The organism is Streptomyces chryseus (assembly GCF_014650755.1).
Taxonomy (GTDB): Bacteria; Actinomycetota; Actinomycetes; order Streptomycetales; family Streptomycetaceae; genus Streptomyces; species Streptomyces chryseus.
Genome location: NZ_BMVO01000048.1, coordinates 1 through 20,932 on the forward strand (window position 1 = coordinate 1; position 20,932 = coordinate 20,932).

Genomic DNA, 20,932 nt, shown 5'->3' on the forward strand with positions numbered 1-20,932 from the left:
GCGTGGTCAGGCGCGGGTCGGTGATCGCGAGCGACCAGGCGGTGAAGGAGTGGACCGGGTAGCGGAACCAGCGGACCGCCCCGATCGACGGGCGGGCCTTGGCGACCTTGCCGTCCTCACGGAGCTTGCGGCGGTGGATCAGGGAGGCGTACAGCTCCCACAGCACCATCCCGACGATGCTCATGGCGGCGAACGCCACCGCCTTCGGGGTGAAGTGCCAGTAGGTGATCTGCTCCGTCCAGATCCCCGCCTTCGCGTCCCAGACCCGGCTGCCCTCCTTCGGCATCCCGGAGGCGTGCCAGAAGTTCATGACCGCCGCCCCGAGGGCGAAGATCCATGTGCTGACGCGGTAGAGGGTTCCGGCGTCGCCGCCCTGGCGGGCCTGGTGGTACATCCAGCCCACGAACGCCGTCGACAGCTCCCACGCGGCGGCGAACAGGATCGTGAAGGGGACGACCCAGCCGAGGATGTCCTCAGCGAACCCGGCCTGGCCCGTCCACGCGACGGCCATCGGGGCGGTGATCGGACCGATCACCATCAACCGCTCCGCGTTGACCTTCACGAACTTCTTGACCCGGTCGGCCACGGCCGGCTTCCCGGCGCGGTCTGCGGCCCGCAGCTCCCGGGCCTTCGCCTTGCGGGCCTCCTTCGCGTCCCGGCGCTCCTCCTTGGCCTGGAGCTTGAGGCGCTTGCGCTCCAGGGCCTGCTCGGTGCGGTCGGTGGCGCGCTTCATCCGGGCGGCGGCTTCGGCCACCATGTCGTCGGCGGCCTTCAGCGTGACGTCCGCGTCCGCTTCCCGCAGCCGGGCCTGCGCCAGCGCCTGTTCGGCTTCCTTGAGGTCCGCGTCCCGCTTGGTGCGGGCGGCGGCCAGGATGCGGTCGGCCTCCTCGCGGGCGGTGCGGGTCAGACGGTCTGCGTCTTCGGCCGCCGTCGCCCGCAGTCGGCCGATGTCCTCCTTGGCCAGCGTCCGCGTACGGGCCGCATCCGCACGGGACGCCTCCCGCTCGCGGGTGGCGTCCTCACGCAGCTCGGCTGCCGCCTTCTCAGCTCCGGCCTTCACCTGCGCGGCCTGGGCGCCCGCGCTCTCGCGCAGGCGATCGGCCTCGCCCCGAGCCTGCTGAAGGAGCTGGTCGGCGTCGGTGGTGGCGCAGGTGCGGGTCTCCACCGCGGTGCGCTCCGCAGCCGCGAGCAGCTCGGTGCGCGCCGTCTCTGCGTCGGCGAGGGCCTTCGCGGCGGTCTGTGCGGCCTCGGTGCGGACCTGCTCCGCCTGCGCGGCCGCCGTGGTGGCGACCTCCTGCGCCTGGCGGTGGGCGTCGGCGAGCAGCTGCTCGGCAGCCGCGTTGGCGTCGGCGAGGACCTGGTCGGCCTCACTGGCCGCCGTCGTCGTGACGGTGTCGGCGTCGCGGCGCGCGTCGGCGAGCAGCTGCTCCGCCGTGGCTTCGGCGGTGGCGCGGACCTGGTCGGCATCGGCGGCCGCGGTGGTGGCGGCCTCCGTGCGGACCCTGTCGGCGTCCGTCGCGGCGGCGGCCAGCAGACGGGACTGCTCCGCGTTGGCGGCCTCGGTGATCAAGGCCGCCTCGGTGCGGGCGTCGTCCAGCAGCTCGGTGGCGAGCACCTGGCCGTCGGCGAGGATCCGCGCGACGTCGTCGGCGGCCTGGTCCCGGAGGTCGGCGGCGCGGTCGGCGGCGTCGGCCAGGACCGGGTCGGCCTCCGGGAAGACCAGCGGCACCGTCTCCTCTGGGGCGGCGGCCTGGGCGGGAACGGAGGCCGGCGTCGCCGGTGCCTTGGCGCGCCCGTTGCGGGGCTTCGGGTTCGCCGCGGGGCGCCGGCGGCGGGTGGCGGGCTTGGTGGCCACGGAATGTCCTCTCTTCCGGGCGCCTCCGAGAAGGGGCACCGTGGATCTGCGGCGGTGGGTAGGGTCATGGACCAGGCCCTCCGGGGCCCCGACAGCATCAATGCCGGGGACCCGGAGGGCCGTTGTGCTGGGCGGTCAGCACGGAGCAGCCGAGGGTCAGGCCGCCTGCTCCTGCGCCCTGGCAGTGCCGGGGCCGTAGGTGCGGGCGAACCGTGCGCCCGCGGTCAGCAGGGCGGTGATGTCCGTGTGGGTGCGGTGCTGCCGCTCCGACCACGGCGTGGCGCGGGCGGTGTCCGATCCGGTGTGGGCCCGGATGACCAGGTCCAGGACGTCGGACGCGATGGAGGCGGTGTCCGTGTCGCCGTGTCCGCCGGCCTCGCCGATGTGGCGCAGGGCGGTGGACAGGGTCCGCTGCGGATCCTGTCCGATCTCGTCGCGGACCACGCGCAGCAGGGACTTGAGCATGGCCTTCACCGTCATGGAGTCGTCGTCGGCGAGGTCCGCGCCGTTCGACCAGTCCTTGCCGTGGTCGTAGGTGCGGATCCAGCCGTCCTTGTCGAGCAGGGCGCTGGTGGCCTCCAGGTGGCGGGCCACGGCCTCGCCGGAGGACTCCTCGCCGGACGGGCCGGTCCACAACGGCCGGTAGGAGTCGGCGGCGAGCTCGTCGGCCTTGCTCAGCGTGGGGTTGGTGAACACCGCAGCGGTGGGGGTGTTCGTCGTCTTGGGCATGCGAGCCTCATCTCGGTTCGGTGGGTCCGGGCTGTCCGGCTCCCCTTCACCGCCCGACCCGGCCGCCGGAGCTCGGCGGGCGGTGCGGGCGGATCAGGCAGCTGGCAGTCGCGTCACCGCTGTGCGGTGGTCACCTCGTCCTGGGCGGGAAAGTTCCGGCGGCCGTCGTCCATGCGGACGGTCAGGTGACCGCCGGTGTGGACTTCCTCGACCGTTCCCTGGTCCCCGGCCTTGTGCCGGGTGCCGAGCGCCTCGATGTCGGTGGTGAGCGTGACGCGGTCTCCGCGCATGGCGATCTCCCTCGGTGGCGGTCCGGACTGTCCGGCTCCCTGTCACCGCCCGACCCGGCCGCAGGGGTGCGGCGGCCGGTGCGAGCGGATCGGGCAGCCGTCAGGCCGTCGCGAAGGGCCGGTGCGGGGCGATGATCTGGCCGTCCGGGAGCAGCTCCCCGGTGTCCTCGAAGACCACCAAGGCGTTGCAGAGGAGCGACCAGCCCTGTTCCGGGTGGGCCGCCACGACCTGCGCGGCCTCCCGGTCCGGGCTGGAGGCCGTCGGGCACTTCGGGGTGTGCTTGCACAGCGAGTCCGGCAGCCGGGTGGTGCTGGTGAGGTTCGTCGCGGTGTCGAACTGGGTGCTGGTACGCATGGGCTCTCCTGCGGGGGTGCGGGCCCGAGACTCTCCCGGGCTGGAGGCGTGCGAAAGGCCGGCCGCCCGTGGTGCGGGCGGCCGACCTGGTGGAGCGGCGTGGGGCGGGACAGAAGTTGGGTTTCCGTCCTGTGGGGCGGGCCGGTCAGCCGCGAGAGCGCCGGCCGAAGTCGTGCTCTTCTTCGGTCCGGCGGTGCCAGTCCTTCAGGCGCTTCTGGTCGGCGTCCGTCATGCCGCCGCCCGCTTCCCCGCCTGAAGGCGGTTGCGGGCGGCCCGGCGCTTCATCGCCCGACGCTCGTCCTCGGACAACCCGCCCCAGACGCCGGTGTCCTCGCCGGACTCCAGCGCCCACTGCAAGCACTGCTCCATGACCGGGCAGCGGCGGCACACGGCCTTGGCCTCCTCGATCTGCAGGAGCGCCGGGCCGGTGCTGCCGATGGGGAAGAACAGCTCGGGGTCTGCCTCTTCGCGGCAGATCGCGTTGTGTCGCCAGTCCATGCCGGTCACCGCCCCTGTCCGCTGGAGGCCGTCTCGGCCGTGCGGGTGAGGAGCGAGGGGCGGGTGTAGCCGGTCGCCACCATGTCGGTGAGGACCCGGCGCGCACGGCGGCCGGCCTGGAGGGCACGGCGGTCGCCGTCGGCGACGAGGTGCCGCACGAGCGAGTGGAAGGAGTCGGTCTCGTCGCGCTCGGGGCCGAGGTCCGTGTCTTCGCGCTCCATGTCGTCGAACACTCCGGCCCGCGGTGCGGGCGGCATCAGGGAGCGTGCCATGCTGATCTGCATGTGGGTCGTCCTCTCCAGAAGGTGACCTGCAAGACAGCGCCGGGATTAGGCCCCCGGGGCTTGTCGCGATCACTCCCCCACGGGGGAGTCGACTGCCGTACGAGCAGCCACGGCCCCGGCCGCCCCCTTCACTGCGGGGCGGCCGGGGCCGTGGTCGATCGTCTCGGTGTACGGGTCAGGCCGCCGACGCCTTGCGGGCGGCGTACTGCCTGCCCAGCTCGGCCTGCCGCTGGTTGTGACGCTCCAGGTGCTCCGGCTTCTCCGGAACGCTGGGGCCATCAGCCGGACGCGCCCCGTCCGGGAACGTCTTCCGTGCGGCGTCCGCGTGGCTGACCCTGACCTCGACCGCAGCCCACTCGGACGCCCGCTTCGCGGGGGCCGCCGCGGCGTACTGCCGGTCGAAGCGCCGGCGCTCCCGGGCGAAGAACTCGCGGACGGCCGCCCTCTTGGGCTCCTGGCGGAGCAGCCGCAGGACAGTGACGGCCAGGCGCTCACCATCGGGACAGGGCAGCGTCTGCCCGTCTCGGTTCTTGGCCTCGCCCTTGCAGGCCAGGCACTGCTGCTGGTGCTGACGGAACACCCGGCTGACCTGCTCCGCGCTGAGCGGGGCGGGCTTGACCTGGCTGGTGGCAGGGACCGGCTTGACCTTCGGCTTCGGCAGCACCTTGGTGGCGCGCCGGGAAGCGGCGGTCGGCGCCCCCTCGATCAGCTGCGTGCGCAAGGCGCCGGCCTCGACGTCGATGGTGACGGGGCGGTTGCTGCCTGCTGCACAGCGGCGCGGCTCGCCGGTCTTGGCGCGGCCGGTGTGGTGGGGGACCAGCTTCGGCGTGCCCAGCATTCCGGTGATCGGGACCCAGGTGGAACAGTCGGGACAGACCAGGTGCTCCTTCCCGGGGGCCAGGTCGATCTCGCTGACCTTGAGCTTGGAGGCGATGACCGGCGGGCGGTGGTTGATGTTCGACGTGCGGGTCTTGCGACGGCGCTTGCTGGCGGACTTCGGCATCGCGGGCGTCGTGATCATTGGGACTCCTCGTGATCGGAGGGGACGGCGTGCGTCGCGGTGCTCTCTCCGTCCGTCAGGCCGCGTGGGTCGATCCCGGCGTCCTGATGGAGGGACAGCGCATCTGCGCTGCGACGTGCATGGAGGAGCCACCCAGTCAGGGGACTGGTCCGGGGGATTTGGTGGAGCTATCAACCCCGGCCCTCCCCACACGGGGAAGGGGTTCCTACGGCCTTGCGGTGGTGCAAGTCGTGGCTACTCCCTGCGCTCAGCTACTCGCCCTGCGCCGGGAACACCTTGATTAGAGCCCTATCTCTCAGGGTTCGTCAACCTGTCTAGCTAACTAGTTTCATAGTGGCGCTCTGACCTGCGCTTTTAGGTAGACACATAAGTTCCATGTCGCCCCTCGAAGCAGGCAGTGGCGCGCCCAGCTTTCGGGAAACAACTAGACATGCAATGCTGTGCGAACTGAACCGGACAGCGAGATCCGCTGACCGCACGATGCGTACGAGAGGGGGAGCGGTGGCCACCAAGCAGAAAGAGCCCGGGAAGGTCGAACGGATCGCATCCGAGATCCGGGATCGGATCGAGCGGGGCGCACTCGAACCTGGGTCGCGCCTGCCTGGCGTGCCTCAGCTCCAGCAGGAACACGGCATCGCCTACCAGACCGCGCGCGACGTCTACGGCGTGCTTGAGGACGAGGGCCTGGTCTTCTCTCGGCGGGGCAAAGGAACTTATGTCTCGCTGGTCATCGACAAGATCGTGTCGGACCGGACCGTTCGGTACCTTCCTGGCTTCCGTGAGGCTGGAGGTGCCGTCGGCGCGTTCGAGGCCGAGATGCGGGCGAAGGGGTTCGGCTTCAAGAACGTCGTCACCATCGCCAAGGACGTGCCGCCAAAGCAGGTCGCTGGGATCTTCGACATGCATCACCGAGCGAAGACCCTCAAGCGCGAGCGGATCATGTCCGTGTTCCTGCCCAGCAACACCGAGGCGCTGGAAGTCGTCCAGGTGGCGACGTCCTGGTTCCCCCCAGACGTCGTCGATGCCTGTCCGGCACTCACCGAAATGAAGCCCGGCGTGGGCGGCAGCAAAAGTCGCATGGCAGAGGCCGGCTTCGCGCAGGTGCGTCTCCGGGAGGAGATCGAAGTCCGGTCGCCTACTGCCGACGAGGCGGCAGCTCTCGGAATCGCGGCCGAGCAGGCCGTCATGGAGATCACTCATAAGGGGCTGACAGCCGAAGGCCGGGTCGTGGAGATCTGTCTGCATGTGCTGCCACGCGCCAAGTGGCGACTGGCCTACGAGTGGGCCATAGGCAACCCGGGCACCGGCTGACCAGCGAAAAGCACCCAAACGTCCGTCAAAACAACAGCAGGGAGCATTCAGCACATGGCTAGCAACCGAATCGACGACAGCGGCGTGATCCTGCGGGACGCGCGCACCCGGTACACCACCGACCAGCGCGAGGAGAACGGCGCCCGCGGCGCGTTCGACGCTGAGCTGCGCCGGTCCGGCCGCAGCCCTCGCACGGAGGTGACCGTCAGCCGCGCCGCCGCGCCGGCGGATGTGGCGGAGCTCCTGGGCGTCGACGGCGACGTCGTCGTGCGGGCTCGGGAAATGTTCGATGGTGAGCGCGTCATCCAGCTCGTCACCACGTACATCCCGGCCGACGTCGCGGAGGCCGCCGGCATCGAGCAGGTGGAAACCGGCGTCGGCGGCATCATCAGCCGCATGAAGGAGTCCGGGTACGACCAGGGCGACACCGCCACCGAGGACATCGAGCTGCGCGAGGCGACGCCGGAAGAAGCCGCCCGCCTCGGTCTGCCTGAGGGCGCTGATGTCCTGACCATCAACCACATCGGTGCGACGGCTGATGGCCGCGTTGTCGAGGTGACCCAGCACGTTCTGGGGAAGGGCTGGAAGCTGCGCTACGCCGCTCCTCTCGCCTAAAACACCTCCGCGCTCGGCGTCCCGGTCCCGCCGGGGCGCCGCCGCTGGCCCTTCTGGACTTCTGGAAACGGACCCCCGAATGAACGAGCAGCGCCTCACCGCCCCCGAGCTGGTGGAAGAACTCCGCAGCTCCCTGGATGCAGACACGGGGTGGATTCCCGCGCTCGCGGGCGTCGAAGGGCCGAACGGCCTTCCCGAGGGCGTCGGCCTCACCGAGGTAGCGGGAGCGCTGCGGGACTTCGCTGCTGCGGACATCCCGGCCTCCGTCGCTCGCCAGTTGGAGCGCGCCGCCGAATCGGCAGCGTCGGCCCTCGCGGGAGACGACAGCAGCACGTACGGGCACCTCGGGACGGCGTACGCGTACGTGCTCCAGGCCCGACGCGCCGCCTCGGAGATCGCTCCGTAGAGCGCATGCGAAAGCCGCTGATTCCGATCACCATGACCGCTGCGAAGGAGGAGCCGTGGAGCACCTACCGCACTCCGCGCTTCTCCGATTCGCCACCGCTGGACGGAACTCAGCATGCGCCGTTCGCCTCCCCGTGGGACGTGGATCGACTCGTGTGAACGGCACACACCGTGCGCCCCTTGAGACGCTGCGCAAAGTGACGACTGCCGGTGACATCTGGAATGTCACCGCCACTTGTCACCTCCGCGCGATCAAGGGGCCGTGCCATGCTCGCCCGCAGAAGGGCCGGCCTCCGCTCGGGCATCACCCTGTCGAGCAGGCTGCGCCGCTGGACCGTACGGGGAAGGGGAACGGCGATGGATGAGCGTCCTGACTGGGCACGCCGGATGGTCGAAGAGCGCGCGGCAAGGGACTGGTCGCAGGCCGACGCCGTCCGCGCGCTGATGGTCCGGCTTCCCGACGACCAGGTCGTGAGCGAGCAGGACTTGCTCCGGCAGTGGAAGCGCTGGGAAGCCGGGGACGCTCAGCCCGTGAAGTACAAGTCCGCCATCGCGCAGACCTTCGGCACGACGACCGGCGCGTTCTTCCCCGAGCGGTCCCGCCGTGACGGGCGGGCAGAAATCTTGCAGGTCAGCGGTATGGACACCGTGGACATCATCGCGAGGCTGCGGGCATCGGACGTGGACGTCGCGACGCTGGACGCGCTGCGGATCACGGCGGACCGGCTGTGCTGCGAGTACGCGTACCTGCCCGCCGACCAGCTGCTCCTGGAGGGCAAGGCTTGGCTCGCCCGGGTCGTCGGCCTCCAGCACCAGCGGGTCAGCCTGGCGCAGCACCGCGAGATCATCGCGCTCGCCGGGAAGCTGTCGCTCCTGGTGGGCTGTGTCGAGTACGACTCCGGCCGGCCCCGCGACGCGGAGGCCACCCGGCAGGCCGCGCTGATGCTCGGTCAGGAGGCCGGGGAGCTGAGTGTGCAGGGCTGGGCGCATGAGATGAGGGCGTGGTTCGCGCTGACCCGGGGCGACTACCGCGGCGTCATCGCGGCTTCGGAGGCCGGCATCGCCGTGGCGCCGACGGAAGGCGTCGCCGCGCAGCTGTACGCGCAGCAGGCCAAGGCGTGGGCCCGGTTGGGCGACCGGTCGCAGACCGAAGTCGCGCTCGACAAGGGACGCCAGATCCTCGAACTCCTGCCGTACCCCGAGAACATCGAGAACCATTTTGTGGTCGACCCCGCGAAATACGACTTCTACCGCATGGACGCATACAGGAAGTCCGGCGAGAACCGGCTCGCAGAGCAGTTGGCCAATGAGGTCATCCGGGCGGGTACGGATTTCGACGGGACGGAGCGGTCGCCCATGCGGATCGCGGAGGCTCGCGTCACGCTCGGGGTGGTCGCCGCGCGTGAGGGTGACCTGGACACCGCACTCACCTACGGGGAGCGGGCCCTGACGGGGGAACGGAAGTCGCTGCCCAGCCTCGCGATGGTGGCCGCCGACCTCGGGCAGGCCCTCCAGACGCACTACGGACACGCGTCCGAGGCTCAGGAGTTCGTCACCCATCTCCGCGAACTGCGGGGTGGCCAATGAGCTTCCCGTGTGGCGGGCAAATTACGTCGCGCTTCCCGTCGGACGGGCGCGGCATTCCGGGCACCTCGGACGCTTCGCGAATTCGTCCCACAGTTCTGTCCGGTCGTGCGGTTAGGCTGTGCCCAGAAGTGATCCATAACGACGAGAACCCCAGCGACCGGGCATGGTCTGCTGGGGCATCTCGAACGGGGCTGAGCCTCGTTGGGCGACACACCTTGATGGGAGGTGCTCGCGGGATGAAGGTTACCCGCCCGCGTGGAACTACACGCGCAGCTTCGCCGTTCCTCCATCGCGATCACGCCATCGGGTGCGCGCCTGGGCAGCTTGACGCCAGCCTCCGCATTCAGGGGGTTGGGATGACCTAGTGGCCATCGGCCGCGCGCGCCAAGAAGAAGTGGACTAGCCATCCCCTTCGGCCCCGCGCGGCCCGTCTACCGCCTGGATTCGCCACCAGAGCGGTCCGCTCAGATCCCGGCTGTCACCGGTTCTGAGCCGCGGCTTATCAAGCCGCTCATTTCAGTCCGGCCCTTCATCAGGGCCATGCAGTACCCGCGGGCCCCCGCCAAGGGGCTTCGCGGTTCGTTCCGAGGCCCCGCCAAGGGCTTCGAAACACCAGTTCGAAAACCACGCCAAACGAAAGGAGATCGCTGCCGGGCCTTCGTACTACCGCCCCCCACACGAGCCATCGAGTCGAGCCCCTGCCAAGGGGCCGTCCGCGTTGATCCATATGAAGGTTGGTCTCGCCATAGTGCACGAGCTCCGGTCGACTTGTCAGGTCGACCACGACCAGGTCCATACCCCCTCTGGGGTGATTCCCGCAGGTTGTGGTGTCCCCCCTGACGGGATTGTGACGTACATCACACCCCTCAACTGTCACACGCTCGGCCCCGGGCCGGCGGCTCCGCTGACCTCCGGGATGTCCCTGTGAGCGCGGGGGCGGCGTCGGCCGCTGCGCTGGACCCCGACTTCTGGGACGTCGTCGACAACTCCGTCGACGTCCCGCTGGGCGGGAAGCCGCGGCGTCGGCTGCGGTCGGTCCCGGCCGGGCCGGTACCGGAGCGGGCGGCGGGTCATCCGTTGTCGCTCGGTCGGGACGCGCGCGCCCGTCTGGGTGGCGCGGTGCGGGCGCTGCTGGACGCGGCCGGCCTGGACGGTGCGTCGGACGCGGTGCGCCTGGCGGTGCTGGTGCTGGCGTCGCGTACGCCGTCGGAGACCGGTGTGGTGGAGATCCGTACCTCGGAGCTGGGCCGGTGGATCGGGGTGTCCGCGTCGTACACGGCCTCCGAGGTGCTGCCGGTGCTGCGCCGCTCGGGCGTGGTCTCGGTCGACACGGCGGAGGGCGAGTACGGCCAGGACGACGGCCTGGGGTGCAAGGTGCTGCCGCTGTGGGCGGCGCAGGACGTGGTCGGGCACCCGCTGAACCTGGCGAAGAAGGAGTACGCCACCCTGTGGCGGCTTCTGCAGGCCGTGATGGGGCCGGGCTGGACGCACCGGGACGGCTCGGTCACCCCGGCCGGGTTGATCGGTACGCGTACCGGTCGGGGCGCGGCGACGGACCGTCTGGCGCTGCTGCTGCTGGTGCTGGAGGCGCGGGAGACCGGGCGGGTGCGGCAGTGCGGCGGGACGGTGGACACCAAGCGCGGCCGCGCGGCGGCGACGGTGGCCCGGCTGCTGGGCTGCACGGCGTCGGCGGGCGAGCGGGTGCTGGAGCGTCTGGAGGACCGGGAGCTGGTTCTCCGGGTGCGTCTGAAGACGGGCTCGGGCCTGGCGAACCGGTCGCGGCTGATGGTGCCAGCGGTCGCCGCCGCGCACGGCCGTACGGTCGCCGACGACGTCCAGGAGGACCGTGCGCAGGCCCCGGAGCCCGAGTTTTCAGACCCCGATGTTGCGGCAGGGGCTGGTGAGGCGCCGGAGCTGGACGAAGAGTCGCAGGTCAACAGCGTGCCAGTGACGGATGAGGCGGGTGTTGCAGAGCCCGACGTTGCGGCAGCCCTTCACACTGACCACCCTCACCTGGTTACTCCCGTCCTTCCTCTCGCTCTCTCTGGTGGCTTTTCCGGCGAAGGCCGTGGTGGGTCCGGTGGTCTGCCGGACCGCGCGTGCGTACGCGAGGACGGCGGCCCGCTGCGCGGGGAACAGCCGAAGAAGTCCCCGGTCGATGAGCGGGTGGGGCAGCGTGCTGCCGGGGCTGGGGCCGGTGGCCGGCCGAAGGCTGCGGGGTGGGAAAAGGCGCAGCAGCAGAGGCGGGTGGGCCTTCCGGCTGACCTTCCCCTGCGAGTGGCCCTGGGGCCGGTGGCGTGGCTGTGGAAGCAGCTGAACGGCTGGCAGCAGGACCAGGTCGAGGCGGCCACGAAGGCGGAGCTGGCGCAGCTGGCGGGCCTGGGAGTGGCGCCGGAGGGTGCGCCGCGGCTGCTGGCCGACCGGCTCACCGACCGCCTGGAGGAGACCGGCGGCGAGGCCCTGGTCGACAAGCCGTACGGGTGGCTGATCCGGCGGGGCCTGCCCCAGCGGCGCGCCTGCTCGCACCGCAAGTGCGACGACGGGATCCGGCTGGACACCGGCGAGGACTGCGAGAACTGCGCCAACGTGCTGCACCTGCGCCGCTCCCGCCGGGCCCGGATCACCGCCGAGGTCGAAGCGCAGCTGCCCGCCCTGGGCGAGCGTGAACGGCGTGAGGTCCTCGAGGAGCGCCTGCGCGAGGCCGTCGCGCTGGAGGCGGAGGACCTCGCCTGGCGCAGCCGGCAGGCCCGTGAGGAGCAGGACCGGCGGGCGGCTGCCCGTGCGGAGGCGGCGGCCCTGGCCGAGGCGGAGCGCCAGGCCGCGGCGGCCGCGCTGCGGGTCCTGCCATGCGAGGACTGCGGCCAGGAGCAGGCGGCCGGGCTGTGCGAGGTGTGCGGCTACCGGCGCCGGACGGAGGCCCTGACGGTGGAGGCCGGGATGCTCGCGGCCGCCGTCTCCGCCGACCTGGACGACTCACAGGCCGTCGCCGCGGTTCTCGTCCACGTCCGGGCAACGCTCCAGGTGACAGGCCAGAAGGCGGTGGACGACTTCCTGGGCGCGGCAGAGCCGGGCCAGCTGGACGCGGACCCGCTGGGCACCGCGTCCGTGCTGGCATACGGCGCGCTCCAGGCCGTGCAGGACGCGGCCCCGGAGTACCGCCGCCAGGCGCTGGAGATGCTGGGCCGGACCGAGGAGGCCGAAGCCGAGGCGCGGAGGGCGTACAGGACCGAGCAGGGCCGCCACTGGTTCCAGCACAACCCGACCGGCGCCGACGCCATCGCCGCCGCGGAAAAGGCCGCCGACGCCGCCCGGGAGCGCGTGGCCGAGTGCCTGCTGGCGACCCGGCTGGAGCAGCTGCGCGAGCAGCAGGCGGCGCGCAGCGAGCAGGCCGCGGCCGCGCCGTGGTCGGGCCGGCTGCCTGAGCTCGCCGCCCGCGCCCTCGATGGCGACGCGGCCGGGTCGGTGATCGCATGACCACCGAGCTGAGCGGCGTCGACCTTGCCCGCCAGGCCCTGCTCGCGGCCCGGGAAGCGGCGAAGAAGAACGGCGCCACCCGCCAGAAGCCGAAGCGGCGCTCCGGCACGGCCGTACGACGCGACGGCCGCGAACCTCTCGGGCTCGGTGCTGCGCTCGGGATGATGATGACGGAGCGCGGCATGGTCGCCCCGGCCGCCGGCGGAAGCGTCCTCGCCCAGTTCGACGCCATCCTCGCCGCGGCCGCGCCCGAGCTCGCCGGGCGCGTGAAGGCGGCGGCGTTCGACGTGGAGAGTGGCCGCCTGGACGTCGTCCCCGATGCTCCGGCCGTCGGCACGCAGCTGCGCTGGAGCGCACCGAAGCTGATCGCGGCGGCCAACGCGGCGGTGTCCGGTGCAAACGTCCGCGCCGTGCACGTCCTGGCGCCCGCCCCCGTGGAGGCCGGCCCCTCCACGGCGCCCGCCGCCCCGGCACCACAGCCAGCCGTGCCCGCCGCGCCGGTGGAGCGCCGGCCGCCGCCGGACGGCTACCGGCGCGCCCTCGAGGCGCACCGCCAGGCCGCGCTCCGATCCCGGGTGGACCCGCACATCGCGGAGGCGGTCGAGCGGCAGAACCGGGCAATGCGGGAGCTGTCCCGCTGGGCGTTCCCCGAGACCGACGTCGTCGCGGATGATGCGCCGGCCCCGATCGACCAGGCCCGCGCACAGCGGCGCCGGGAGGCCGCGGTGACCGAGGCTGCCGCCCTGCGCCGGGCCCGAGCCGAGAAGGCCGGTCTCACCGTAGCCGGACCGCGCCGCCTGGAGCAGACGGCGTGACGCTCCAGCTGCAAGCCTCACACGGCGTTTTCGCAGGTGGAAGCGGTGCGCGATGAGGCTGTCAGGTGTGAGCCAGGGCCTACGGAGGGCCCTTCGAACCGTCCATTTTCCGCCCATCCAAAGAATCCGATCGGGTTAAAAAAATGGGTTAAACGCTAGGGTAAACAGTGCTAGGGTGAGGCACGAAAGGAGATCCACATGGCATCCGAGGAAGAGCTGTTCGCGAACATCGACGCCCTGCTGGAGGAGGAGCCGCAGCTCCCGCCCCCGGCGGAGCGCGCCCGGCTGCGTGAGGCCGCCGGCATCACCCAGGCCCGCCTCGCGACCGCGTTGAAGTCGACCGTGCAGACGGTCAAGAACTACGAGAACGGCAGGAGTGAGCCGAAGTCGCCGCGCCTGGAGGCGTACCAGCGGCTGCTGAACGGGTGGGCGGCGAAGTACCCCGCACACGGAGCTCCCGCCGCTCCGGTCCCCGTGGCCGCGCCGCAGCCTGCCCCGGTGCCGGACACGTTCACCGGCCCGGCCGCGTCCGAGCCCGCCGACACGACCGCCCCGGCACAGGCCCCCGGCGCCCCGGCCGCGCCGGAGCATCCCACCCGCCCTGCCGGACGCCCGGCGACGCCGTCGTCCCGGCGCCCGGCAGCGAAGAAGGCCGCCGCGCCCGCGACCGACCCGCGCTTCCCGCACGGCCCGCTCGCCGTGCTGGACGGCGACGGCTCCGCGTACGCCGTGGGCGGCGTCGTGCTGGACTGCCCGGCGACCACCGTGCCCGAGCTGGTGGAGTGGACGCTGCACGAGTCCGGTCTCGGCGCGCCGAAGCTCAACCGGTACGGCAAGGACTCCGACCCGCTGATCGTGCTCACCGCGGCCGCCGCCGTGAAGCTCGGGCTCCCCGAGCGCCTGGAGGGCCACGAGCAGCGCCGCTCCCTGCGCCTCCCGGAGGACCACCCCGTGGTCAAGCAGGTCGCGAAGGCGAAGTGGCAGCTCACCCAGCGGGGCTTCGGCCCGTGGGCCCGGATCTACCGCAAGGCACAGGGCCGCGACCGGCAGTGCGTGCAGCTGGCGATCCTGTCCTGGGACGCCCTCGACGAGCGCTCCTGGCCCGGCGTTGCCGAGATGGAGCCGGCCGACATCGCCCGCGTCCTCGGCGTCTACGCGACCCGGGTCATCACCCCGCGCGGCTCCACCGCCGTCTCCGGCCTGGAGCTGATGACGGCGCTGCGCCCGCCCACCAAGGCCGTGCAGGACCCGGAGACCGGGAACTGGGTGTCCGGCTACAACGCGGGCTCCCTGGGCACCGAGCCGATGAACCCGGCGCCGCCGGAGGCCACCCCGGAGCACCCCGTCGTCGTCAACAGCGGCTGGACCGGCGGTTTCCTGAACGAAGAGGCGTACCAGTGGGTGCGGTCGGTGGAGACGCTGTCCGATGAGGAGTGCACGCTGCCGTTCGCGGTGGGCCTGGACCTGAACACGGCGTTCCTCGCCGCCGCGGCCCGCCTGGTCGTCGGCCTGTCCGCCCCCGACCACTTCCACGCCCCGAAGTTCAACCCGAAGATCCCCGGGAGCTGGCTGGCCGACCTGTCCCACATCGAGCTGGACCCGCGCCTGCCCTCGCCGTTCACGCCGGACGGCTCCCGCCCGACCGGCCCGGCCTGGTACCAGACGCACACCCTCGCCTACGCCCAGGAGCTCGGGCACGACGTCCACCCGATCGAGGCGTACCTGCGGCGCGAGACCGGCGCGTACCTCGACCCGTGGCACGACCGCCTCAAGACCGCCTACGTCGACACCCTCGCCGACATGGGCGTCACCAAGGACCTCTCCGACGTGGAGTTCCTGGCGGCGATGGAGCAGCACAAGCAGAAGGACCCGGCCCTGGCCGCCGTCCTGTCCGCGATCAAGGCCACGGTCAAGGGCGGCGTCGGCAAGCTTCGCGAGCGCCCCCAGGGCAAGCACTACAAGGAGGGCGAGACGTGGCCGGCCCTGGCCCGGCCGACGTGGCGACCCGACATCCGGGCCGCCGTCATCAGCAAGGCCCGGGTCAACATGCACCGCAAGCTCAACAACATGGCGAAGATGACCGGGCTCTACCCGCTCGCCGTGCTCTCCGACTGCGTCGTCTACCCGAGCCCTGGTGAGAGCCCGCTGGACTTCCTCCCGTACGCGGCGTCCGGCAAGCCGCAGCCCGGCGGGTTCCGCCTCGGGCCCACGCCCGGCCTGGCGAAGCTGGAGGGCGTCCAGTCGATGCTGTGGGCGGTCGACCTGATGGAGAAGGGCCTGAACCCGGCCCGCCACATCCAGGGCGGCGACGCCGTCCTGGACGAAGGGGAGTAGGCCGTGGGGGAGATCGACGACGCCATCGAGCGGGCCGACCGGGAGGGCTTCACCCGACAGCCGCCCAAGACGCTCAAGGGCCAGATCGGCTACCTGCTCAAGCAGCTGGGCAGCGCCAAGGCCGTCGCCCAGGAGCTCGGCGTCACCGCCGACTCCGTCAACCGCTACCGGCGCGGGGCCCGCAAGCACGCCCGCGCCGACGTCGCCGCGAAGATCGACGACGCCGTACGCCAGCGGTGGCAGCCCCAGGTGCGCAAGCGCCGGCACAAGCAGGCCGCCGCCAGCGGGATCACGGTGGAGACCAGGGCCCGCTTCGGCTACCACTCCTCGGAAGGATCGACCGACGACGGCCGCTTCCGCCGCCTCACCGTCAAGCTTCCCGCGGCGTACGCGCAGCGCCTGTTCGACGCCCGCGACACCGGGGCCAGCGACCAGGAGATGCGTGGGATCATCGCCGAAGGGTTTAAGGAAGTCTATTTCCAGGACAATGGCGGCCGCGCCATGGGACTGTCGGACGTCGCCATCAACGACATCGACTACCTCGATCTCGAATACTGAATCGGAGCGAATTCATGACCACTGAATTCCCGCCCATCGACCGCAACAAGAGCCGCCTGACCGCCGTGGACGAAGAGGCCGTGCGCCTGGCCGACGTCCTCCAGGCCCACCCCGGCACCAGCGACGTCACCGACTCCGGCGCCCAGGGCGACATCGTCTTCACCGCGGCCGGGGGCACCTGGGTGCTCGACTTCCAGGCCGGCGCCGACGGCGAGGTGTTCCAGTCCCCGACCGGCACCCCGGCCCCCGCCGACCGGCCCGCCACCGACGTGCTGCGCGACGTCGTCGTCCCCGCGCTCCTGGTCCACCCCGCCTACCGGGCCGCCACCGCCGACGACGACACCCTCACGGTCCACCTGGCCACCGGCCGCCACTACACCCTGACCCTCAGCCCCGCAGCCTGACCCCGGTCGGCACACCACGGGCCGGGCCCCGGCATCGCAACTGCCGGGGCCCGGCCCTCGTGCCGCCGCTCACCCCCTAGGAGGGATCTGCCCATGACCGCATCCACGGCGATCCGGCGCGCGTACCGTGAGGTGACGACCCGCCGGGAGGACCAGATGAGCGCGCAGCCCGACCACGCACCCGTCACGCCGTACGCCCCCGCACCCGGGGCGCCGGCCGAACTCCTCGCCCAGCTGCGCGCCGACGCGCGCGCCGACTCCTGGGTGCCGGCCTTCGAGCGGCAGTGGGCGGCCGCGCTCGAGGAATCACGCCGCACGTTCTCCCTCGCCGCGCTCTACGAGGTCGTCCAGGAGTGGCAGGGCCTCATCGCCTCCGCCCCGGCCGTCGACGCGTTCGTCGCCTCCGGCTACGACGACACCGACTTCATCGACATGGCAGAGCTCCGCGGCAGGCGCCGGTGACCGCACAGCCGTACGCGGTCCGCTTCTCCGCCCCGGCCGCCAAGGTCCTCGACGCCCTGCCCGAGCACATCGAGGACACCGTGTGGGACGTCCTGGACGCCGCCGCGGCCGACCCCTGGGGTTTCCGGCAGTTCAACGCCGACGACCCCGAGGGCCAGGACGTGCGCCACGCGTCCGTCGGCCAGCTGTCCCTCACCTACTGGGTGAACAGGCCCCTGCGCCGGCTGTCCGTCCTCACCATCACCTGGCTCGGGTAGCCACCCGACGACAACGCCCCGACCCCGGCATCGCAACTGCCGGGGTCGGGGCGCTCCGCATCGTAGCCACGGCCCTATCCACCGGTAGCCACCCTGGTAGATACGCCCGACAACCCGGCACTCCCGAGAGGACCCCTGCGTGCACGCGCCCGGATACGACACCAGCGGCTTACCGGCCTGGAACGCCTCCCAGGCCGCCATCGACGCCTACGGCAAGCACCTGCCGGACATCCGGTTCATCGCCTCCCTGCTGGCCGGCTACCAGTCCGACCGCGAGGCCCTGACCGGACGACTCACCCATGGACAGGACGCCGTCCTCTCCGAGGTGAACCTCCTCGCCATGGAAGCCCGCGACGACCTGCTGGAGGCCGGCGCCGTCCTGGACGCCCTGGCCCTCTCCTGCACACCGGGCCCGTATCTACCGGGCGAGGAACCGTACGACGACGTCCCCGAACCGGTGGACTCCGCGGTGGAGCTACGCACCGACGCGGCCATGCTCGCGGAGCGCCTGGTCGCCCACGACCGCGTCCACGGGGGAGGGAAGACCTCCCGCCCTCCGCAGCCCCGCACCGACGGGGACCGGGACGCCGAGCGGGACTCCGCCCGCGCCTACCTGCGCAGGGAGTGGATAGCCGCCCGCGAAGTCCGGCTCGGCGGCTGCCGCCTGCCGTAGCCGACACCCACACACCCGACCCCGCCGTGCCCCTTCCTCCCCGGGCTGGGGGCCACGGCCAGGGCCTGCGGCCTGTCGGCGGGCGCCCATAGGGTCGGGCCATGGAGAACCCGACCGGCCACCCGCGCCGTGACCACTTACAACCCCAACCGAGCGAAGCCGTACGGGAGGAGACGGAGGTCACCTCCCGGCTCGCCACGGACACCGAGCTGGAGGCCCTGGGCTACAAGGGCGCCGTCCTCGTCATGCAGATCGTCCGGACCACGTTCCGGGCCGACGGCACACCCATCAGCAAGACCCTGACCATCCAGGGCGGGAGCACAGCCCTCGTGATGCATCAGAACCCCGAGGACGTGGAGGACGACGAGGCGCTCCCGGCCCCCGACGAGCTGGCGGTGCCAGCACCCCGGGGCCCGGTCCACCGGACTGTGCGGACGTACCTCGTCGGCGTGGAGGACTCCCCGCAGACGAAGATCGGGCGGACCACCGGCACCCTCAAGTCCCGGATGGCGCAGCTACAGACCAGCCACCACGCCAGGCTCCTTCCGCTCCTGGACGTGGAGGGCGACTACGAAGGCGCGCTGCACGAGCGGTTCGCGGACTACCGGGTGCGGGGGGAGTGGTTCGACCTGACGCCCCTTGGAGATCCCGCCAGGGTCGTCATTGACGCCTTGGCAGAGCTGGGACTGGATATCCGGACCAGCCACCGGGAAGAGCAGAGCGGAGCCCGCGCGGCCGACCGGACAGGCGGCTGACGCCCGGAGCAACAGAGCCGCCGGGCTAGGCAGTCCCGCCGCCCGAGTGGCCGTATCTACCAGTAGCCACCCGGGCGGCACCGCGTATCCACCCGTATCCACCGCGCGCAGGCCCGGTCCTGGCAAACCGCGGCAAGTTCCTGGCGCCCGCGCCGCGCCGCCCACCAGGCTGGTCCCCGGACCGGATCACTGGAGAACAGGGGCGCGGGCATGACGACGGTGGACAACGTGGTGGCGGGCGACGACGACGTCCAGGCGGTGCGTCGGTGGGTGCGGCTCTCGTGCACCGAGCCGGGCACCCATCTGCCCGCGCTGACCGAGATCGCCGGGGACCTCCGGCTGTCGACAGACACGGTCCGCTCCGCGCTGGAGCAGCTCGCCGCCGAAGGGATGGTGACCCTGTTCGAGGGCTACCGCCTCTACAGCGTCGGCACGACGACGCCCACCGAGCGCGCCTACCGGCTGCTGCGCACCGCGATCCACCGCGGCTACGAGCCCGGCGAACGGTTCATGACCCGCTACGACATCGGCCAGCACTTCGACATCGGCGGCAAGGAGGCCGCAGCCGCCGTACGCCAGCTCATCGCCGAAGGGCTGCTCGTGGGTCCGCGCGGGCAGTACGTCAACGCGTTCAGCCCCGAGCAGCAGCGCCGGCGCGTGAAGCAGCTGCGCGAGCGCGCCAGCCAGCTGCGCCGCGAGGCCCTGGAGCTGATGAGGACGGCGCGGGAGATCGAGCAGCAGCTGCCCGCCGGCGGCGACTCCCAGCCGACGTAGCCGCACCCCGCCGCGCCCCGGGGCCGGTGTCACGCACCTGGTGTCACGTCGGCCCCAGCCTGTGAGGTCTATAAGGCTCACAGGCCGTTTCCCCAGGTAGACGGGGTGAGCTGTGAGGGTGTGAGGCGGAGCTCGCGGCCGTGCTTCCGTACGCCCTGGCCCCGCCCGCCGGCTCGGAGGACGATGGAGTCGTGGGCGAGCAACACGAGGACCAGGAGCACGGCGCCGAACTGGCGCGGCCGCCGCTCACCACGGCCCGCGCCCGGGAGATGACGGCCGGGCTGCGCGCGGCGATGGACGACGTCCGGCGCTCCGTGGCGGTCCTCGCCGCCCGGGTCCGTGACGCCCACGCCGCCCGCGTCTGGCTTCCCCTCGGGCACAGCAGCTGGGAGTCGTACTGCGCCGCGGAGTTCGGCATCAGCCGCGCCCAGGCGTACCGGCTCCTCGATGTCGCCCGCACGCTCACCGCGATCGGCGGCGCCGTCGCCGCCGGCCCCGGCCTGTCTCGCACGCGAGACACCGACTCGGAGAGCCCGGCCGCGCTCGACTACGGCCTCTCCCAGCGGGCCCTGATCGACGTCTCCAGCCGCAGCGTCGATGTCGCGGAATTGATCACCCGCCGACTCGCCACGCTCGCCCACAGTGGCCTCCAGGCCCTTGATGAGCCCACCGTGAGCGCCGTGGTCCGCCAAGCGGTCCGCGACGTCCGCACCGCCCCGTCCCTGCCGCCCGCCGATGCGCCGGCGGATCCCGCGCTCGCCGAGCTGCGCCGCGTCATCGACGACCTCGCCGCCAGTACCCACCAGCTCGGGGAGCTGATGCTCGAAGTCGCCCCGGCCTACCTTTCCGACACCGCGGCCACCGACGTCTTGGCGCCGCTGTGCGAGGAGATCGGCGAGAACCTCGAGTCCGGCCTCGCGGCCCGCCGCTACGCGATGTCCGGGGACCGCCGCGCCCTGTACGGCACCGTCCTGTGACCGCCGCCCTGTGAGTCACACACCCTTTTTTCCCTGGTGGGCGGGTGCGCTGTGAGGCTGTGAGCCTGTGAGGCGAGGGCCTGCAGCAGGGTCCTCGTGCTGCTCCTGGTGGTGGTGTCGAAGGGCAGCAGCAGCGGTGTCGTCGGGTGCAGCACGGTGGTGGTGGGAGTGCAGCAGGGCGGTGTCGTGGGTGCAGCGCAGCATTTGCATGGGCCAGGCGGGACAAGGCTGCTGCTCGGGTAGCAGGCCGGCGCCGGCGGTGCAGCAGTCGGTGCAGCGGGCGGTGCTGCTCAGGTCTGCTGCACCGGGCCGATTTGGGTCACATGCTGCTGCGGTGCTGTTCCGTCCGGCCGGGAACGGCGACGGCGCCCTCCCGTGGTGCGGGGGGCGCCGTGGTGGTGCGCGATGTGCGGGGGCGGTTCAGCCGGCTAGCCGGAGGGTGGGGCGGGCTTCGGGAGCGGGTGCGTCCTCGCCGCCGCCGTCCGGGTCTGGGTCGAAG

22 protein-coding genes are annotated in these 20,932 nt (G+C 72.0%); 15 read left to right on the forward strand and 7 right to left on the reverse strand.

Features of this window, described 5'->3' with window-relative positions:
* From IE185_RS32100 to IE185_RS32130, 7 genes are all read right to left on the reverse strand, one after another.
* Positions 1 to 1,855: coiled-coil domain-containing protein (locus tag IE185_RS32100; protein ID WP_189716498.1), on the reverse strand; the 1,855-nt coding region annotated here is incomplete at its 3' end.
* Between the two features lie 156 nt (positions 1,856 to 2,011).
* Positions 2,012 to 2,584, reverse strand: a complete 573-nt coding sequence (locus IE185_RS32105) for a DUF6197 family protein (protein WP_138894298.1) — start codon at positions 2,582 to 2,584, stop codon at positions 2,012 to 2,014.
* 113 nt (positions 2,585 to 2,697) lie between these two features.
* Positions 2,698 to 2,874, reverse strand: a complete 177-nt coding sequence (locus tag IE185_RS32110; protein ID WP_170198260.1) for a hypothetical protein — start codon at positions 2,872 to 2,874, stop codon at positions 2,698 to 2,700.
* Positions 2,875 to 2,974: 100 nt separating this feature from the next.
* Entirely contained in the window at positions 2,975 to 3,163 is a 189-nt protein-coding gene (locus IE185_RS32115; protein WP_282960766.1) for a DUF5999 family protein, read from the reverse strand.
* Positions 3,164 to 3,457: 294 nt separating this feature from the next.
* Positions 3,458 to 3,727, reverse strand: coding sequence for a WhiB family transcriptional regulator (locus IE185_RS32120; RefSeq protein WP_138894296.1), 270 nt, complete (start codon positions 3,725 to 3,727; stop codon positions 3,458 to 3,460).
* A 5-nt stretch (positions 3,728 to 3,732) separates the two neighbouring features.
* Positions 3,733 to 4,011 carry a hypothetical protein gene (locus tag IE185_RS32125; RefSeq protein WP_138894295.1) on the reverse strand — a complete coding sequence of 93 codons (279 nt, stop codon included), beginning with the start codon at positions 4,009 to 4,011 and terminating at the stop codon, positions 3,733 to 3,735.
* Positions 4,012 to 4,186: 175 nt separating this feature from the next.
* Positions 4,187 to 5,032: a hypothetical protein gene (locus IE185_RS32130; protein WP_189716500.1), complete on the reverse strand. Its 846-nt coding sequence runs from the start codon at positions 5,030 to 5,032 to the stop codon at positions 4,187 to 4,189.
* Between the two features lie 501 nt (positions 5,033 to 5,533).
* Here IE185_RS32130 and IE185_RS32135 point away from each other — a divergent pair.
* From IE185_RS32135 to IE185_RS32205, 15 genes are all read left to right on the forward strand, one after another.
* Entirely contained in the window at positions 5,534 to 6,343 is an 810-nt protein-coding gene (locus tag IE185_RS32135; protein ID WP_229843833.1) for a GntR family transcriptional regulator, read from the forward strand.
* Positions 6,344 to 6,397: 54 nt separating this feature from the next.
* Positions 6,398 to 6,958 carry a UTRA domain-containing protein gene (locus IE185_RS32140; protein ID WP_138894294.1) on the forward strand — a complete coding sequence of 187 codons (561 nt, stop codon included), beginning with the start codon at positions 6,398 to 6,400 and terminating at the stop codon, positions 6,956 to 6,958.
* A gap of 79 nt (positions 6,959 to 7,037) precedes the next feature.
* A complete protein-coding gene (locus IE185_RS32145; protein WP_138894293.1) occupies positions 7,038 to 7,364 on the forward strand; it encodes a hypothetical protein in 327 nt (108 codons plus the stop codon).
* 356 nt (positions 7,365 to 7,720) lie between these two features.
* A complete protein-coding gene (locus IE185_RS32150) occupies positions 7,721 to 8,950 on the forward strand; it encodes an NsdA family TPR-like regulatory protein (RefSeq protein WP_138894292.1) in 1,230 nt (409 codons plus the stop codon).
* A gap of 924 nt (positions 8,951 to 9,874) precedes the next feature.
* Complete coding sequence (locus IE185_RS32155; protein ID WP_229843834.1) at positions 9,875 to 12,424, forward strand: hypothetical protein; 2,550 nt, start codon at positions 9,875 to 9,877, stop codon at positions 12,422 to 12,424.
* Positions 12,421 to 13,239 carry a DciA family protein gene (locus IE185_RS32160; protein ID WP_138894291.1) on the forward strand — a complete coding sequence of 273 codons (819 nt, stop codon included), beginning with the start codon at positions 12,421 to 12,423 and terminating at the stop codon, positions 13,237 to 13,239. Before IE185_RS32155 ends, IE185_RS32160 begins: the two co-directional genes overlap by 4 nt.
* 198 nt (positions 13,240 to 13,437) lie before the next feature.
* Positions 13,438 to 15,573, forward strand: a complete 2,136-nt coding sequence (gene tap / locus IE185_RS32165) for a telomere-associated protein Tap (RefSeq protein ID WP_138894290.1) — start codon at positions 13,438 to 13,440, stop codon at positions 15,571 to 15,573.
* 3 nt (positions 15,574 to 15,576) lie between these two features.
* Complete coding sequence (gene tpg, locus IE185_RS32170; RefSeq protein ID WP_138894289.1) at positions 15,577 to 16,131, forward strand: telomere-protecting terminal protein Tpg; 555 nt, start codon at positions 15,577 to 15,579, stop codon at positions 16,129 to 16,131.
* 14 nt (positions 16,132 to 16,145) lie between these two features.
* The gene (locus tag IE185_RS32175) at positions 16,146 to 16,535 is read left to right on the forward strand and encodes a hypothetical protein (RefSeq protein ID WP_138894288.1); all 390 of its coding nucleotides are present in this window, start codon (positions 16,146 to 16,148) and stop codon (positions 16,533 to 16,535) included.
* A gap of 156 nt (positions 16,536 to 16,691) precedes the next feature.
* On the forward strand, positions 16,692 to 16,997 hold the full coding sequence (locus IE185_RS32180) for a DUF6247 family protein (protein WP_138894303.1): 306 nt from the start codon (positions 16,692 to 16,694) through the stop codon (positions 16,995 to 16,997).
* Complete coding sequence (locus IE185_RS32185) at positions 16,994 to 17,254, forward strand: hypothetical protein (protein WP_138894287.1); 261 nt, start codon at positions 16,994 to 16,996, stop codon at positions 17,252 to 17,254. The genes IE185_RS32180 and IE185_RS32185 overlap by 4 nt, the downstream gene beginning before the upstream one ends.
* Before the next feature lie 139 nt (positions 17,255 to 17,393).
* Positions 17,394 to 17,927 carry a hypothetical protein gene (locus IE185_RS32190; protein ID WP_138894286.1) on the forward strand — a complete coding sequence of 178 codons (534 nt, stop codon included), beginning with the start codon at positions 17,394 to 17,396 and terminating at the stop codon, positions 17,925 to 17,927.
* A gap of 101 nt (positions 17,928 to 18,028) precedes the next feature.
* Complete coding sequence (locus IE185_RS32195; protein WP_138894285.1) at positions 18,029 to 18,682, forward strand: GIY-YIG nuclease family protein; 654 nt, start codon at positions 18,029 to 18,031, stop codon at positions 18,680 to 18,682.
* Positions 18,683 to 18,892: 210 nt separating this feature from the next.
* On the forward strand, positions 18,893 to 19,456 hold the full coding sequence (locus IE185_RS32200) for a GntR family transcriptional regulator (protein WP_138894284.1): 564 nt from the start codon (positions 18,893 to 18,895) through the stop codon (positions 19,454 to 19,456).
* Positions 19,457 to 19,647: 191 nt separating this feature from the next.
* Positions 19,648 to 20,433, forward strand: coding sequence for a hypothetical protein (locus IE185_RS32205; protein WP_138894283.1), 786 nt, complete (start codon positions 19,648 to 19,650; stop codon positions 20,431 to 20,433).
* The last annotated feature ends 499 nt before the right edge of the window (positions 20,434 to 20,932 follow it).